The organism is Micromonospora sp. BS32 (assembly GCF_059089345.1).
Window position 1 is genome coordinate 180863 of record NZ_JBSSHR010000012.1, and the last position, 14986, is coordinate 195848.

At 74.1% G+C, this 14986-nt stretch carries 16 protein-coding genes; 10 read left to right on the plus strand and 6 right to left on the minus strand.

What is annotated here, in order from left to right; all coding sequences use genetic code 11:
* Window positions 1–72 precede the first annotated feature (72 nt).
* Window positions 73–1047: an ATP-binding cassette domain-containing protein gene (locus AC5RWQ_RS19440; RefSeq protein ID WP_494284121.1), complete on the plus strand. Its 975-nt coding sequence runs from the start codon at window positions 73–75 to the stop codon at window positions 1045–1047.
* Window positions 1044–1856 (plus strand): ABC transporter permease, encoded by an 813-nt coding sequence (locus AC5RWQ_RS19445; protein ID WP_494284122.1) that lies wholly within the window; start codon window positions 1044–1046, stop codon window positions 1854–1856. The genes AC5RWQ_RS19440 and AC5RWQ_RS19445 overlap by 4 nt, the downstream gene beginning before the upstream one ends.
* Here the strand turns inward: AC5RWQ_RS19445 and AC5RWQ_RS19450 are convergent.
* Genes AC5RWQ_RS19450 through AC5RWQ_RS19465 form a run of 4 tightly spaced genes read right to left on the minus strand, consistent with a single transcriptional unit; the run spans window position 1840 to window position 6385 of the window.
* Window positions 1840–5229: an AfsR/SARP family transcriptional regulator gene (locus tag AC5RWQ_RS19450; RefSeq protein ID WP_494284123.1), complete on the minus strand. Its 3390-nt coding sequence runs from the start codon at window positions 5227–5229 to the stop codon at window positions 1840–1842. The genes AC5RWQ_RS19445 and AC5RWQ_RS19450 overlap by 17 nt on opposite strands.
* A 32-nt stretch (window positions 5230–5261) precedes the next feature.
* The gene (locus AC5RWQ_RS19455) at window positions 5262–5672 is read right to left on the minus strand and encodes a PLD nuclease N-terminal domain-containing protein (RefSeq protein ID WP_494284124.1); all 411 of its coding nucleotides are present in this window, start codon (window positions 5670–5672) and stop codon (window positions 5262–5264) included.
* A gap of 27 nt (window positions 5673–5699) precedes the next feature.
* Complete coding sequence (locus tag AC5RWQ_RS19460) at window positions 5700–5999, minus strand: DUF202 domain-containing protein (protein ID WP_494284125.1); 300 nt, start codon at window positions 5997–5999, stop codon at window positions 5700–5702.
* Window positions 5996–6385 carry a YidH family protein gene (locus AC5RWQ_RS19465; protein WP_494284126.1) on the minus strand — a complete coding sequence of 130 codons (390 nt, stop codon included), beginning with the start codon at window positions 6383–6385 and terminating at the stop codon, window positions 5996–5998. Before AC5RWQ_RS19465 ends, AC5RWQ_RS19460 begins: the two co-directional genes overlap by 4 nt.
* A gap of 40 nt (window positions 6386–6425) precedes the next feature.
* Between AC5RWQ_RS19465 and AC5RWQ_RS19470 the strand changes: the two genes are divergently transcribed.
* The 4 genes from AC5RWQ_RS19470 (at window position 6426) to AC5RWQ_RS19485 (ending at window position 9592) form a co-directional block, all read left to right on the plus strand.
* Window positions 6426–7223, plus strand: a complete 798-nt coding sequence (locus AC5RWQ_RS19470; protein ID WP_494284127.1) for a GNAT family N-acetyltransferase — start codon at window positions 6426–6428, stop codon at window positions 7221–7223.
* Between the two features lie 2 nt (window positions 7224–7225).
* The gene (locus tag AC5RWQ_RS19475; protein WP_494284128.1) at window positions 7226–7630 is read left to right on the plus strand and encodes a hypothetical protein; all 405 of its coding nucleotides are present in this window, start codon (window positions 7226–7228) and stop codon (window positions 7628–7630) included.
* Between the two features lie 211 nt (window positions 7631–7841).
* Window positions 7842–8621, plus strand: a complete 780-nt coding sequence (locus AC5RWQ_RS19480; RefSeq protein ID WP_334483096.1) for an electron transfer flavoprotein subunit beta/FixA family protein — start codon at window positions 7842–7844, stop codon at window positions 8619–8621.
* Between the two features lie 11 nt (window positions 8622–8632).
* Window positions 8633–9592, plus strand: a complete 960-nt coding sequence (locus AC5RWQ_RS19485; protein ID WP_334483094.1) for an electron transfer flavoprotein subunit alpha/FixB family protein — start codon at window positions 8633–8635, stop codon at window positions 9590–9592.
* A gap of 149 nt (window positions 9593–9741) precedes the next feature.
* Here AC5RWQ_RS19485 and AC5RWQ_RS19490 read toward each other — a convergent pair whose 3' ends face one another.
* On the minus strand, window positions 9742–10518 hold the full coding sequence (locus tag AC5RWQ_RS19490) for an anti-sigma factor (RefSeq protein ID WP_494284129.1): 777 nt from the start codon (window positions 10516–10518) through the stop codon (window positions 9742–9744).
* The gene (locus AC5RWQ_RS19495; protein ID WP_494284130.1) at window positions 10472–11077 is read right to left on the minus strand and encodes an RNA polymerase sigma factor; all 606 of its coding nucleotides are present in this window, start codon (window positions 11075–11077) and stop codon (window positions 10472–10474) included. The genes AC5RWQ_RS19490 and AC5RWQ_RS19495 overlap by 47 nt, the downstream gene beginning before the upstream one ends.
* 241 nt (window positions 11078–11318) lie before the next feature.
* On the opposite strand from AC5RWQ_RS19495, the gene AC5RWQ_RS19500 reads away from it, so the two are divergent.
* From AC5RWQ_RS19500 to AC5RWQ_RS19515, 4 genes are all read left to right on the plus strand, one after another.
* Window positions 11319–12149, plus strand: coding sequence for a DUF4397 domain-containing protein (locus tag AC5RWQ_RS19500; RefSeq protein WP_334483089.1), 831 nt, complete (start codon window positions 11319–11321; stop codon window positions 12147–12149).
* Window positions 12146–12811 (plus strand): class F sortase, encoded by a 666-nt coding sequence (locus AC5RWQ_RS19505; RefSeq protein WP_494284131.1) that lies wholly within the window; start codon window positions 12146–12148, stop codon window positions 12809–12811. The genes AC5RWQ_RS19500 and AC5RWQ_RS19505 overlap by 4 nt, the downstream gene beginning before the upstream one ends.
* Before the next feature lie 159 nt (window positions 12812–12970).
* Window positions 12971–14146, plus strand: coding sequence for a cysteine desulfurase family protein (locus AC5RWQ_RS19510; protein WP_494284132.1), 1176 nt, complete (start codon window positions 12971–12973; stop codon window positions 14144–14146).
* Window positions 14147–14195: 49 nt separating this feature from the next.
* Complete coding sequence (locus tag AC5RWQ_RS19515) at window positions 14196–14831, plus strand: class I SAM-dependent methyltransferase (protein ID WP_494284133.1); 636 nt, start codon at window positions 14196–14198, stop codon at window positions 14829–14831.
* The last annotated feature ends 155 nt before the right edge of the window (window positions 14832–14986 follow it).

Below are 14986 nucleotides of genomic sequence, written 5' to 3' on the forward strand. Positions count from 1 at the left end.
TCAGCGGACGTCACCGTACCGTCAGACCCGTTGTTCATCGTGAGGTGACCAGCGACAACGACGGGAGTTCGGATGACGTACGCGATCCGCGCCGAGGGTTTGGTGCGCCGCTTCGGCGCCACCACCGCCCTGGCCGGAGTCGACCTGGAGGTCCCCACCGGGACGGTCTTCGGGTTGCTCGGCCCCAACGGCGCCGGCAAGACGACCGCGGTGCGGGTGCTCGCCACCCTGCTCGCCGCCGACGAGGGGCACGCCACCGTCGGCGGCTACGACGTGCGGCGCGACGCGCACCGGGTGCGCCAGCTGATCGGCCTCACCGGTCAGTACGCGTCGGTCGACGAGACCCTCACCGGCACCGAGAACTTGCTGCTCATCGGCCGGCTGCTCGGCATGGGCCGGGCCGAGGCCCGGGCCCGTGCGGCGCAACTGCTGGCCGACTTCCAGCTCACCGACGCCGCGAGCCGGGCCGCCAAGACCTACTCCGGCGGCATGCGGCGCCGCCTCGACCTGGCCGCCAGCCTGGTCGGTCGGCCGCAGGTGCTCTTCCTCGACGAACCCACCACCGGCCTGGACCCGCGCAGCCGCAACGAGCTGTGGGACATCGTCCGCCGGCTGGTCGCCGACGGGGTGACCGTGCTGCTCACCACGCAGTACCTCGAGGAGGCCGACCAGCTCGCCGGCGAGATCGCGGTGGTCGATCACGGCCGGGTCATCGCCCAGGGCACCCCGGAGGAGCTGAAGGCCAAGACCGGCGGGCAGGTGCTCACCGTCCGGCCGGTGGACGCGACCGACCTGCCCACCGTGGTGGCCGTCACCCGCGAGGTGGCCGGGGTGACCCCGGAGGTCGCCCAGACCACCGTGACCGTGCCGGTGAACGACCCCGGGGTGCTGCCCGCCGTGGTGCGCCGCCTCGACGACGCCGAGGTCGCGGTGGCCGAGCTGGCGCTGCGCGGCTCCAGCCTCGACGAGGTCTTCCTCTCCCTGACCGGCCATCGGGCCGAGCAGGACGCCCCGGCCGACGACGCTCTGGAAAGGACCCCGGCATGACCGCCGTCACCGCCGCCGCCCCGCGGCTGGCCCCGGCCCGCCGGCTCGGCCTCACCGCCGGGCTGCGACACACCATGACGCTGGCCTGGCGCAGCCTGGTGCAGATCAAGCACAACCCGATGGAGCTGCTCGACCTGAGCATCCAGCCGGTGATGTTCGTGCTGCTCTTCACGTACGTCTTCGGTGGGGCGATCTCGGGCAGCCCCGGCGACTACCTGAAGTTCGCGCTGCCCGGCATCATCGTGCAGAACGCCTTCTTCGCCACCATGACCACCGGGTTCGGGCTCAACAACGACCTGACGAAGGGCGTCTTCGACCGGCTGCGGGCGCTGCCCATCGCCCGGTGGTCGCCGCTGGCCGGCCGAATCGTCGCCGACACGGTCAAGCAGGCCTGGTCGGTGGGGCTGCTGATCGGGGTCGGCGCGCTGCTCGGCTTCCGGCTGGGCAACGGCGTGGTCGGGCTGCTCGGGGCGTTCGCCCTGCTGCTGGCCTTCTCGCTCGCCGTCGCCTGGATCTCGGTGCTGGTCGGGGTGCTGGTCAGCGAGCCGGACAAGGTGCAGATCTTCGGCTTCATGGTGATCTTCCCGCTGACCTTCACCAGCAACGCGTTCGTACCCACCGAGACCATGCCGTCCTGGCTCCAGCGCTGGGTCGAGGTCAACCCGGTCACCATCCTGGCCGACGCGCTGCGCGGCCTGCTGGTCGGCGGCCCGGTCGCCGGGCCGGTGGCCCAGTCGCTGCTCTGGGCGGCCGGCATCGCGGCGGTCTTCGCCCCGCTCGCGGTCCGTGGGCTCAAGCGTCGAGTGTGATTCGCACCAGCTCCCGGGCGCTGCCCAGCCGGGCGTCCCGGCCGCCCGCGTACGCCTCGGCGAACTCCGCTTCGCCGAGCGTCGCGCGGGCGGCCCGGGCCACCCGGAGCGCGTCGAGGGCACTGCGGTCGTCGCCGCCCCGGATGCCGTCGGCGCCGCCCAGCAGCCGGGCCGCCGCGCCCGGTCGACCGGCCCGGAGCGCGTAGTCCGCGTACCCGATCACCACGATCGCCACCACCGGCGCGTCCATCGACTCGACGGCCAGGTCGAGGGCGCGGTCCAGGTACGCCCGCCCGGCTGGCAGGTCACCCTGCCCGACGGCCACGTGACCGAGCCCGGTGGCGATCATGGCGCGCCACTGCGGGACGACGTGGCGGGCCCCGGTCAGCCACTCGGCCCGCCCGGCCCACCACGCCGCACCCGCCCAGTCCTCCCGGTCCCGCAGCACCTCGCAGTACGTCGCCGCCACCCCGGCCAGCGCCTCGTCTGCACCCACCCGCTCGGCTTCCCGCTGCGCCTCGGCCAGCAGCGCCAGGGCGTCGTCCCGCTCGCCGAGCAGCCAGTACTCGTGCGCCAGCCGGGCCTGCATCTGCGGCAGGTCCTCGGCCGCGCCGAGGTCGCGTACGTCGTCCACCGCCCGTTGCAGGTGGGCCACCGCGCCCCGGTGGTCACCGTCCCGGGTGATCAGGTCGGCGAGGGAGAAGCGGGTGGTGGACAGGCCCCAGCGCTCACCCACGGAGCCGAACAGTTCCAGGGCCTCGACGAACCGCGCCCGGGCGGATGCGGGCGGGCCGCCGGTGTTGAGTTCCATGTGCGCGTGCATCAGCCGGGCCGCCCCGCCGACCCAGGGATCCCGGTCGGCGAAGAGCCCGGAGATCGCCTCGAACCCGGCCCGCGGATCCCGCACGTCGCTCATCGCCGCCATCGGGCCGACCAGCCGGAGGAACGGTGACGCGTCGTCCAGCCCGGCGGCCAGAACGGCGCCCCGACGCAGCCACCGCTGGCTCAGCGACAGGTCGGCCCGGGCGCTGAGCACGTTCATCGACCCGACCGCGTACGCGACGGCGAGCGCCGGGGTCGCCGGGAGCCCCTGCTCGTCCGCGAGCGCGAGCACCTCCTCGGTCAGGTCGGCGCCCTCGGCCCGCTGCCCGCGCAGCCACCAGTACCAGCCGAGCGCGGCGGTGAAGCGGACGGCCGTCGCGGCGTCCCCGCTGCCGACCGCCCAGCGCAGGGCCGCGTGCAGGTTGTCCTGCTCGACGGCGATCCGGCCGAGCCAGCGCAGCTGGTCGCGGCCGCGCAGCTCGCGATCGGCCCGCTCGGCCAGCGACAGGAACTCGGCCGTGTGCGCCCGCCGGACCGGGTCGGCCTCGCCCGCCTCGACCAGCCGGTCCCGGCCGTACTCCCGGATGGTCTCCAGCATCCGGTAGCGCGGCTCCGCGTCGCCGACGGTCAGCACCAGGGACTTCTCCACCAGCGCGGAGAGCCGGTCGAGGACGTCGGCCGGGGCGAGGTCCGTCCCGGCGCAGACCCGCTCCACGGTCTCCAGGGTGGCGCCGCCGGCGAAGACCGACATCCGTCGCCAGAGCGCCCGCTCGCCCTCGGGGAGCAGCTCCCAGCTCCAGTCGACCACCGCGCGCAGCGTCTGGTGCCGGGGCAGCGCGGTGCGGCTGCCGCCGGTGAGCAGCCGGAACCGGTCGTCCAGCCGGGCGGCGACCTGGCCGGCGGTCATCGCGCGCAGACGGGCCGCGGCCAGCTCGATGGCGAGCGGCATCCCGTCCAGCGCCCGGCAGATCCGGACCACCGGACCGACCGTGGTGGCGTCGACGGTGAAGTCCGGTCGGGCCGCGGCGGCCCGGTCGGCGAGCAGCCGCACCGCCGGGTACGCCAGCGCCACCGGCGGCGTGGCGTCCGGGGGCGGCAGGGCGAGCGAGCCCACCGGGTGGATCGCTTCCCCGGTGATGCCCAGCGGCTCCCGGCTGGTGGCCAGCACCCGCAGGTCGGGGCAGGTGGCCAGCAGCCGGTCGACCAGGCCGGCGGCGGCGTCGAGGAGGTGTTCGCAGTTGTCCAGCACCAGCAGCGCGGTGCGGTGGGCGAGGGCGCCGGCGAGCCGGGCCGTCGGGTCGGTCACCTCGCCGGCGGCCGGCACCCGGGCCCGGGCGAAGAGGGCCTGCTCGCGGAGCCCGAGGGCGGCGAGCACGGTCTGCGCCACCTCGGCCGGGTCGGTGACCGGGGCGAGTTCGACCAGCCAGACACCGTCGGGGAACAGGTCGACGAGGCCCCGGCCGGACTCCACCGCCAACCGGGTCTTGCCCGCGCCGCCGGGGCCGGTGAGGGTGGCCAGCCGGGTCCGGGCGAGCAGGTCGCGGACCTGGTCGAGGGCGTCCTCGCGGCCGACGAAGCTGGTCAGCCCCGCGGGGAGGTTGTCCCGCCCGAGCGGCGCCGGGCCGGCCGGATCGGGCGTGGACCGCCGCCGCTGGCCGGCTGCGCCGACCGCTGCGCCGCTGTCCGCGACTGCGGTGATCTTGGCGGGCGTGGCTGCGCCCGCGGTTGCGACGGTGCCGGCCACGGGGGCGGTCCCGGCCTGGGGTGCGTCGGCTGACGCCGCGCGCGGCGGGGCGGGGCGGTCGGGGTGGTGGCCGGCGGGGTGCTCGCCGCGGAGCACCGTGAGGTGCAGCGCGGCAAGTTCCGGGCCGGGATCGGTGCCGAGCGTCCCGGCCAGCGCGGACCGCAGCCGCTCGTACCCGGCCAGCGCCTCGGCGGAGCGGCCGGCGGCGTGCAGCGCCCGCATCAGCTGCCCGGTCAGCCGTTCCCGGAGCGGATGGGCGGCCACCAGCTCGCACAGCTCGGGCACGAGGACGCTCGGGTCCTCGACGGCGAGCCGGGCCTCGATCAAATCCTCGGTGGCGGCCAGGCGCAGCTCGCCCAGCCGGGCGACCGGCCCGCGGGCGAAGTCGTCGTCGGCGACGTCGGCGAGCGCGGGGCCGCGCCACAGGGCCAGCGCCTCGGCCAGCCGGTCGGCGGCTCGGGCCGGGTCGTCCGGGAGCAGCGCCCGGCCGGCCGCCGTCATCGTCTCGAACCGGTGCAGGTCCACCGCGTCCCGCCCGACGGCGAGCCGGTAGCCGCCCGGGCCCGCCTCGACCGGCAGCCCCGGTACGGCCCGACGCAGCCGTGACACCAGTGCCTGGAGGGCGTTCGCCGCGCCCGCCGGCGGCTGGTCGCCCCAGAGCCGGTCGACCAGCCGGGGCACCGGGACCCACCGGCCGGGTTCCAGCGCCAGCAGGATCAGCAGCCGGCGCAGCCGGGCCCCGCCGACCTCGGCGGTGCTCCCGGTGTCGGCGTGGACCTCCAGCGGCCCGAGCAGGCTGATCCGCACGCCGATGATTCTGCCGTCCCGCCGCAGGTCGGTCAGACCTCGGGACGGTCCTCCTCGCGCGGCGGGTCGCCCTCGCGGCGCCGCAGGTCGCCCTCCCGCCGCCGCAGGTCCTCCTCCCAGCGGCGGAACATCTCCTCGTCCTGGCGGCGGGACCGCTCGCCGAGCGAGTCGAGGAACTCCGGGTCGTCGTCCGGAGCGAGGGGGCGCGGCCGGCCACGCGGGGCCGGGTCGTCGCCCGCCACACCGGGGCGGGCCGGCGCGGCCGGGCGGCCGGCGAGGAACCACGCGATCGAACCGACGAGCGGGAAGAAGAGGATGACCAGCACCCACAGCAGCCGGGGCAGCCCGCGGGCCGCGCCGTCGGCGGTGGAGAGACAGCTGATCAGGGCGCAGACCGCGAGAACGATCTGGACGAGGAAGAGCAGGACGTACAGGCGGGCCATGGGTCAATCATGGCGCACCGCCGCCCGTCACCACACCCCGCGCAACACCAGCGGCACGGCGAGCGACGCCAGCCCGGCGGTGGCGAGCGCGACCAGCGGCAGGGCGCGGGAACCGGCCCGTAGCGGGCCACGCCCGGCGGCCCGCTCCCAGCACACCACGAGCGCCCCCACCCAGAGGGCCAGCACGGCCGCGGCGAGCAGCGCGCCGACCGGGTCGCCGGTGAGGGCGCGCCGGAGCGCGAGCACGGTCACCACGGTCAGCGCCAGCGCGGTCCGTCGCCAGGCCAGCCGGGTGCGCTCGGATTGCAGCCCCGGGTCGCCGGTCACCGGCCGACCGCCCAGACCAGCACCGCGACCACCAGCAGCAGCGCGCCCAGCGCCACCAGCAGGGCGAGGACGGCGGGAAAGCGGGAGGCGGGCAGTTCGTCGCCGAGCCGGATGGCCCGCTCGGTACGGGCCCAGTGGTCCACGGCCCGGACCGCGACCGTGCCGCCGAGCAGCAGCAGCGCAACGGCGATCGCCTCCCGTAGGTGGCGCAGCGGCAGCGGCGGCAGGAACTGGGCGGCCGCGAGACCGCCGGCGATCAGCGCCAGGCCGGTACGCAGCCAGGCCAGGAAGGTCCGCTCGTTGGCCAGGGAGAAGCGGTAGTCCGGGGCGGTGCCCACGGACCGGAGTTCCGACGGGTCGAACCACCGCCTGATCGCCTGCCACACGGGACGATTATCCGCTTTGTGCCCGGCCTAGCCTGGACGGATGACCGATCTTGATGCGCGCACGCTGCGGGACGCCTACGACACCCAGCTCCGTCCGGAGATCCCGGACCCGGTGCCGGCCGGGGTGACCGTCGAGCGGGACGGCCCGCTGTTCCGGGTCGTCGGCCTCGACCAGGGCGGCTTCCTCACCTACCGGACCCTGGACGGGCTGGCCGGCGCCGAGCTGGACGCGCTGATCGCCCGCCAGGTCGAGTACTTCCGGCAGCTCGGCATGTCGGTGGAGTGGAAGCTCGCCGCCCATGACGAGCCGGCCGACCTCGCCGAGCGGCTCGTCGCGGCCGGTTTCGTGCCGGAGGACCGGGAGACCGTGCTGCTCGGGCCGGTCGCACCGCTGGCCGGCGCCGTGCCGGTGCTGCCCGAGGGGGTACGTCTGCGCGAGGTGACCAGCCGGGAGGACCTGGAGCGGATCGCGGCCATGGAGGAGGAGGTCTGGCGGTCCGACCGCAGCCACCTGGTGACCGGGCTGGAGAAGGAGATCGCCGCCGATCCGCAGTCGATCACGGTGGTGGTGGCCGAGGTCGACGGTGAGGTGGTCAGCGCCGGCTGGATCCGGTACGTGGCCAACACCGGCTTCGCCGGGCTCTGGGGCGGCTCGACCCTGGAACGGTGGCGGCACCGGGGCATCTACCGGGCGCTCGTGACGTACCGGGCGCGGCTGGCCGACCAGCGGGGGACGACGCTGCTGCAGGTGGACGCCTCGGAGAACAGTCGGCCGATCCTGGAGCGGCTCGGCTTCGTCCCGGTCACCACAACGACCCCGTACGTCTACACTCCGTGATCATGCAGCAGTTGACGGAGGACGAGCAGCTGACCTTGAAGATCGGCGCCTTCGGGGCCGTGTTCCTGGTCTCCAACGCCGACCCCGGGATGTTCGCCATGATCCGGGAGAGCTTCGCCGCGTCCGGGGCGCTGGGCGGCGCCAGTGGGCTGGTCAAGGAGGCGCTCACCGTCGGCCCGCTGCCCAGGTTGCCCCGGGACTCCGCGCTGGAGGTGGAGTCGGTGGTGCTGCCGGCGCTGGGTCGGGCCGTCGACATCCTGCGGGAGAAGTCGCCGGGTGACGTCGCGGCGTACCGGGACGTGGTGCTGACCGCCGCGGACCGGGTGGCCCAGGCGCACCAGGGGGTGGCGCCGGCCGAGGCCGCGGTGATCGAGCGGATCAGGGGAGCGCTGGCCGAGCCGGCCTGAGCCGGATTCCCGGAGCGGAATCCGGCGCTGCGGGCACCGGTGAGCTGTGTCACTCTGAGGCCCCGGGGAGGCGATGCTACTTGCGGGTAACATTGCGCCGTGGGCAACTGCACAGCAGTCCGCGGTTGACCGAGCGTTAAGTCACGCGGGAGGCTGCGCCCGAGACCGGGCGAGCAATCGCAACACCAAACAGGAGGGTCGTCGAAGCGCGATGAACATCGTCGTACTCGTCAAGCAGGTGCCCGATTCGGGCGCGGACCGCAACCTGCGTACTGACGACAACACCGTCGACCGCGGTTCGGCGAACAACGTCATCAACGAGATGGACGAGTACGCCATCGAAGAGGCGTTGAAGATCAAGGAGGCGCACGGCGGCGAGGTCACCATCCTGACCATGGGTCCGGACCGGGCGACCGAGTCGATCCGCAAGGCGCTCTCCATGGGTCCGGACAAGGCCGTGCACGTCGTCGACGACGCCCTGCACGGGTCCTGCGCCGTGGCCACCTCGAAGGTGCTCGCCGCCGCGCTCGGCCAGCTCAACGCGGACCTGGTGATCTGCGGCGCCGAGTCGACCGACGGCCGGGTCCAGGTCATGCCGCACATGATCGCCGAGCGGCTGGGCGTCGCCGCCCTCACCGGCGCGCGCAAGCTCACCGTCGACGGCGCCACGCTGACCGTCGAGCGGCAGACCGAGGAGGGCTACGAGGTGGTCACCGCCTCGACCCCGGCCGTGGTCTCCGTCTGGGACACCATCAACGAGCCGCGCTACCCGTCCTTCAAGGGCATCATGGCGGCCAAGAAGAAGCCGGTGCAGACGCTCTCCCTGGGTGACCTCGGCGTCGCCCCGACCGAGGTGGGCTTCGACGGCGCGACCAGCGCCGTGCTGGAGCACACCAAGCGCCCGCCGCGTTCCGGTGGGGCGAAGATCACCGACGAGGGCGAGGGCGGCGTCAAGCTGGTCGAGTTCCTCGCCACCGAGAAGTTCGTGTGAGAGGTCTGGACATGTCTGAGGTTCTCGTCGTCGTCGAAGCCACCAAGGAATTCGGCGTCAAGAAGGTCACCCTGGAGATGCTCACCCTCGCCCGCGAGCTGGGCACCCCGAGCGCGGTCGTGCTCGGTGGCGCCGGCGCCGCGGAGGCGCTGAGCGCCAAGCTCGGTGAGTACGGCGCGGAGAAGATCTACGCCGCCGAGGGTGAGGAGATCGACGGCTACCTGGTGGCCCCGAAGGCCACCGTGCTGGCCGAGCTGGTCAAGCGGGTCCAGCCCGCCGCCGTGCTGCTCGCCTCGGCCCAGGAGGGCAAGGAGATCGCCGCCCGGCTGGCCGTCAAGCTGGAGAACGGCATCCTGACCGACGTGGTCGGTCTGGCCGCCGACGGCACCGCGACCCAGGTCGCCTTCGCCGGCTCCACCATCGTCAAGTCCAAGGTCACCAAGGGCCTGCCGCTGGTCACCGTCCGGCCGAACTCGGTCAACCCGACCCCGGCGCCGGCCACCCCGGCCGTCGAGCAGCTCACCGTGTCGGTCACCGACGCGGACAAGCTGGCCAAGGTCGTCGACCGGGTCGCCGAGCAGAAGGGCTCCCGCCCCGAGCTGACCGAGGCCGGCATCGTCGTCTCCGGCGGCCGTGGCGTGGGCAACGCGGACAACTTCAAGCTGGTCGAGGAGCTGGCCGACCTGCTCGGCGGCGCCGTCGGCGCGTCCCGCGCGGCGGTCGACTCGGGCTACTACCCGCACCAGTTCCAGGTCGGGCAGACCGGCAAGACCGTCTCCCCGCAGCTCTACGTCGCGCTGGGCATCTCCGGCGCGATCCAGCACCGGGCCGGCATGCAGACCTCGAAGACGATCGTCGCCGTGAACAAGGACGGCGAGGCCCCGATCTTCGAGCTGGCCGACTTCGGCGTGGTGGGCGACCTGTTCAAGATCGTCCCGCAGGCCGCCGAGGAGATCCGCAAGCGCAAGTGAGTACGCCGTCGGGGCGCCGCCGCGCGGCGCCCCGACGAGAGGAAAGAGCCGCCGTCCGGACCCGGACGGCGGCTCTTTCCTGTTGCGGACTTCCCGTGCGGTGGGAAGGGAGCTGATCGGCGGGCCGGGGAGCTGAGCCGGCCCGCCGATCAGCCCGTCAGGGCGCCCCTCAGCAGACTGTCGCCGGAGTGGGCGGGCTTGTTGTCGTACTGCTCGGCGGAGACGTCGACAACCGAGTATGCCTGAAGATCGACGTTCGGTGGCAACGGGAGGAGGGCGTCTCCCGACCGGCTGCGCAGCGTGCCGATCGAGAACATCTCCATGTTCTTCGGATTGATCAGCCAGACCTCGTAGTACCCGGAAACGTTCGGCAGATTCGCCACGTGCAGGTGCACCTTGCCGTCGGTGAGGACCCGGGCGTCGCCGTTGGCGTCCTTCGGGGTCGTCCCGTACGCCGCCAGCGGAGCGCTGGCGAGTACGGCCTGCTGCGGCGCGGGCCGGTCGCGGTCGACCACGGCGAGCGTGCCGACCACGCCCACCGCCGCGGCGGCGGCGGCCGTGACCAGGGTGGTGGCCCAGCGGGACCAGCGCCGGCGTCCGCCGGCGCCGATCGGCACCGCGGCACTGGGAGCCGCCGGCAGCTCGCCGGTCGGTCCCGCGCCGTTCGACTGCCGGCGGGCCTCCGTCAGCGACGGCAGCGCCTCCGCGGCGTTGATCTCGGCCATGATGCCCTGCCAGATGTGCTCCGGCGGTTCGGGCAGTTCGCGCAGGCCCTGGGTTTCGGCGCCGAGCCCGGCGACGTGCTGGAGGGCCTGAAGCTCGCCGCGGCAGACGGCGCAGGTGCCGAGGTGATCGGTCTCGCCGTGCTCCGCCTCGCTCTCACCGAGCGCCAGAAAGACCAGCCGGTCGTGGTCCAGGTGCTGCACCGTCCACCTCCCATCTGCGTTTCAAGCTCGCCATACCGCGTCGGATGTGACTCTTGACCGTCCCCAGCGGCACCCCGGTCACCGTGGCTATCTGCTGGTGCGTGAGGTCGTCGTAGAAGGCCAGTTCCAGCATGCGTCGCTGGTCGTCGGGGAGCCGGGCCAGCTCGTCGGCGACCACCAACCGGTCGACCACCGCGTCCGGGTCGGGCCCGGTGGGAGCCGGTTCGGGCAGCTGCCGGACGCTTTCGACCACCCTGGTCTCCCGGGCCGCAGCGCGGAGCCGGTCGATCACCTTGCGCCGCCCGATGCCGAGCAGCCAGCCGATCAGCGAGCCCTTGGCCGGATCGAAGGTGTCCCGCCCGAGCCAGGCCGCGACGAAGGTCGCCTGCGTGACGTCCTCCGCGTCGCTGCGGTTGGCCAGCGTGCTGACGGCCAGGTGGAGAACCGCGCGGCCGTATCTGTCGTACGCCTCCCGCAGCGCGCGCTCGTCGCCCGCGCGGAACCGTTCCGCGAGGTCCTCCGGCGGCGGGGGGTCCGGTTCGTGTCGTACCGCCGTCACCGGGCGGGTCGCCTTCCGTGGGGCATGCCCGACTGTAGCTCCCGTCGTCATCGCCCCACCTCCCCGGTCCGTGTGGGTGCCCACTCTTCTCACCTCCTCTTCGTCGCCGGAGGCCGTTCCGGATGCGGCGCGGACGAAGAAAAAGAAAGTGGATCCGGCTGCATCCGGGGCTCGGGGGCGCGGCGTATCCCGTTCTGCAAGCCAGGCCTGACGAATCAGTACGAACTACCAGGAGGCAGACATGCAGCTCTCGATCTTCCGTCGGGTCGCCGCGGGTGGCGCGGTGGCCGCCCTGACGTTCGCCGGCGTCGGCGCCGCCACCATGAGCCCGGCCTACGCCGCCTCGTCGAAGGTCTCCGTCGTGCACGGCATCCCGGACACCCCGGTCGACGTGTACGTCAACGGCAAGAAGACCCTCGACAACTTCAAGCCGGGCGACGTGGCCGGCCCGCTGAGCCTGGCCGAGGGTGAGTACGACATCGCGCTGACCAAGCCGGGCGAGTCGGTGGACAAGGCCATCCTCAAGGTCGACGACGCCGAGGTCCCGGGCGGGGCGAACATCAGCCTCGCCGCGCACCTCGACGCCGCGGGCAAGCCGAAGATCACCCCGTTCGTCAACGACACGGCCAAGGTGGACGCCGGCAAGGCCCGGCTGATCGTCCGGCACACCGCCGCCGCCCCGGCGGTGGACGTGCGGGCCGGCGGCACGCCCGTCTTCGAGGGCCTGACCAACCCGAAGGAGGCCAAGGCCGACGTCGCCGCCGGCACCGTCAAGGCGGACGTGGTGCTGGCCGGCACCGACACCGTGGCGATCGGCCCGGCGGACCTCAACCTCAAGGAGGGCACCGCCACCATCGTCTACGCGATCGGCTCGGCCGAGGGCAAGAACCTCGACCTGGTCGCGCAGACGATCACCGGGCTGCACTCGGCGCCGGGTGGCGTGCCGAGCGGCACCGGCGGCCAGGCCGGCACCGGCGTGGACACCTGGTGGTACGTGCTGGCCGGCGCCGGCGTGCTGCTGCTGGTCGGCGGCGGGGCGCGGGTGGCCACCGCCCGGACCGGTCGCAAGTGACGGTGCGCAACCGCGGGGCGCTGGCGGCCATGGCCGCCGGCGTCACCGCGCTCACCGTCGCCACCCTGGTGGCGTGCGGGTCGCAGCCGGCGGAGGACGTCGGATCCGACGAGGCCGCGGCCCTGGCCAGCGCCACCCCGACCCCGACGGCCGCCGCCGGCACCACCTCCTCGGTGCCGGTCGCGGCCGGTGAGCTCCCGGCCGGGGAGGAGATTGTCCCGCCGGTGAAGCTGCGCATCCCGTCGATCGACGTGACCGCCAGGGTCAATCCGGTCGGTATCAACCAGCGGACCGACGAGTTCGAGGTGCCGCCGAGCGTCGACACGATCGGCTGGTACCGGCACGGCCCCGGCCTGGAGGCCGACGCCGGCTCGGTGGTCATCGCCGGGCACGTGGACAGCGCCGACCAGGGCAAGGGAGCGTTCTTCCGGCTGCGCGAGCTCGGCCAGGGCGACACCCTGACCGCCACCGGGGCGGACGGGAAGCCGCGGGCGTACCGGGTGGTGGCCCGGGAGGAGTACGCGAAGACGAAGATCCCGCTGGAGCGGTACTTCGCCCGCGACGGCAAGCCCCGGCTGACCCTGATCACCTGCGGCGGGCCGTTCGACGCGAAGACCCGGCACTACCGGGACAACATCGTGGTGACGGCCGTGCCCGCCTGAGCGGCGCCCGAACCCCGCGGGCGTCGTCGGCCGGCCCGCACCCCGACGGGCCGAACGGACCACCGGGGCGGGGAGGACGCCCTCCCCGCCCCGGCGCCGGCCGTCTCCGGGCGGTCCGGCGTCCGGCGGGCCGGCACTCGGCCGTTAGGCTGAACGGTGATGGCATACCTGGATCACGCGGCGACCACTCCGATGCTCGACGAGGCGTTGGAGGCGTACGTCGCCACCGCCCGCGAGGTCGGCAACGCGTCGTCGCTGCACGCGGCGGGTCGCCGTGCCCGGCGGCGGGTGGAGGAATCCCGCGAGCGGGTCGCGGCCGCGCTCGGCGCCCGCCCCTCCGAGGTGATCTTCACGGGCGGCGGGACGGAGAGCGACAACCTCGCGGTCAAGGGCATCTTCTGGGCCCGGCGCGGCGGCGACGCCCGACGGGCGCGGGTGGTCTCCAGCGCGGTCGAGCATCACGCGGTGCTCGACGCGGTGGACTGGCTCGTCGACCACGAGGGCGCCGACGTGGGGTGGCTGCCGGTCGACGCGGCCGGCCGGCTCGACCCGGAGCGGCTGCGCGCCGAGCTGGCCGCGCACGCCGACCGGGTCGCCGTGGTCACCGCGATGTGGGCCAACAACGAGGTCGGCACCGTCCAGCCGGTGGCCGAGCTGGCCGCCGTGGCGGCCGCGCACGGGGTGCCGTTCCACACCGACGCGATCCAGGCGGTCGGCCAGGTCCCGGTGGACTTCGCGGCCAGTGGCGTGTCCGCGCTCACCGTCACCGGGCACAAGCTCGGCGGCCCGACCGGCGTGGGCGCGCTGCTGCTGGCCCGGGACGTCGCCGCCACCCCGCTGCTGCACGGCGGGGGGCAGGAGCGCGACGTGCGCTCGGGCACCCTGGACACCGCCGGCATCGTGGCCTTCGCGGTCGCCGTCGAGGCCGCCGTCAAGGGCCAGCAGGAGTACGCCGCCCGGGTGGCCGCGCTCCGCGACGACCTGGTCCGGCGGGTCCGTGAGGCGGTGCCCGAGGTGGTCTTCAACGGCGACCCGGCCGACCGGCTACCGGGCAACGCGCACTTCTCCTTCCCCGGTTGCGAGGGCGACGCGCTGCTGCTCCTGCTCGACGCCCAGGGCATCGCCTGCTCCACCGGCTCGGCCTGCTCGGCCGGGGTGGCGCAGCCCTCGCACGTGCTGATCGCGATGGGCGCCGACCACGACCGGGCCCGCTCCTCGCTGCGCTTCACCCTCGGCCACACCAGCGCCCCCGCCGACGTCGACGCCCTGATCGCCGCACTCCCCGCCGCGGTCGACCGGGCCCGCCGCGCCGCCGCCCTCCGTACCCCCCGCTAGCCAGACCGGGGCCCGCACGGGATGTCGTGACCGTTCCGGCTCGTCGACAATGGTCGACATGACGGTGCGATACGACGAGGTGCTCGGCCCGCTGCGCGCGGCGTACGACGCGAAGGCGGCCTTGCGTGACGGACTCATCAAGGAGCCGTGGAAGCTGGCGGAACGGCAGGCGTTCCGGGACCGGCTGGCGCCGGGTGCGCGGCTGCTGGAGATCGGCGCCGGCACCGGGCAGGACAGCGCCTACTTCCAGCAGGAGGGCTTCTCCGTCGTCGCGTCCGACCTCTCGCCGGTGATGGTCGAGCGCTGCCGGGCCAAGGGCATCGAGGCCCACGTCACGGATTTCCTGCACCTGGATTTCCCGGCCGGCTCGTTCGACGCGGTGTTCGCGATGAACTGCCTGCTGCACGTACCCGACCACGACCTGCCCGCGGTCCTCGCGGCGATCCGAGCGATCCTGCGCCCCGGCGGGCTGTTCTTCATCGGCGTGTACGGAGGCAACGAGAGCGCTGAAGGCCCCATCAGCGACGACGATCACGAGCCGCCGCGTTTCTTCTCGTTCCGCACCGATGAGCAGCTGCTCGGCTTCGCCGCCGCGTCGTTCGACGTCGTGGACTTCCACCCCGTGGACGTCGGCCGCGGCCACCGTTTCCAATCACTGACCCTGCACCGCCCACCCCCCGGCTAACCCCCGCCCCGCCCCGCCCCGCTCCCGGGATTTTGCAGTTTGTGCCCTCGGTTCGGGGCGGATGTCGCCTTCGTCGGGGCCGGAAGTGCAAGATCGCGGGAGCGGAGCGGGGCGGGGCGGGGCGGAGCGGGGCGGAGCGGGCGGGGGAGGGAGGG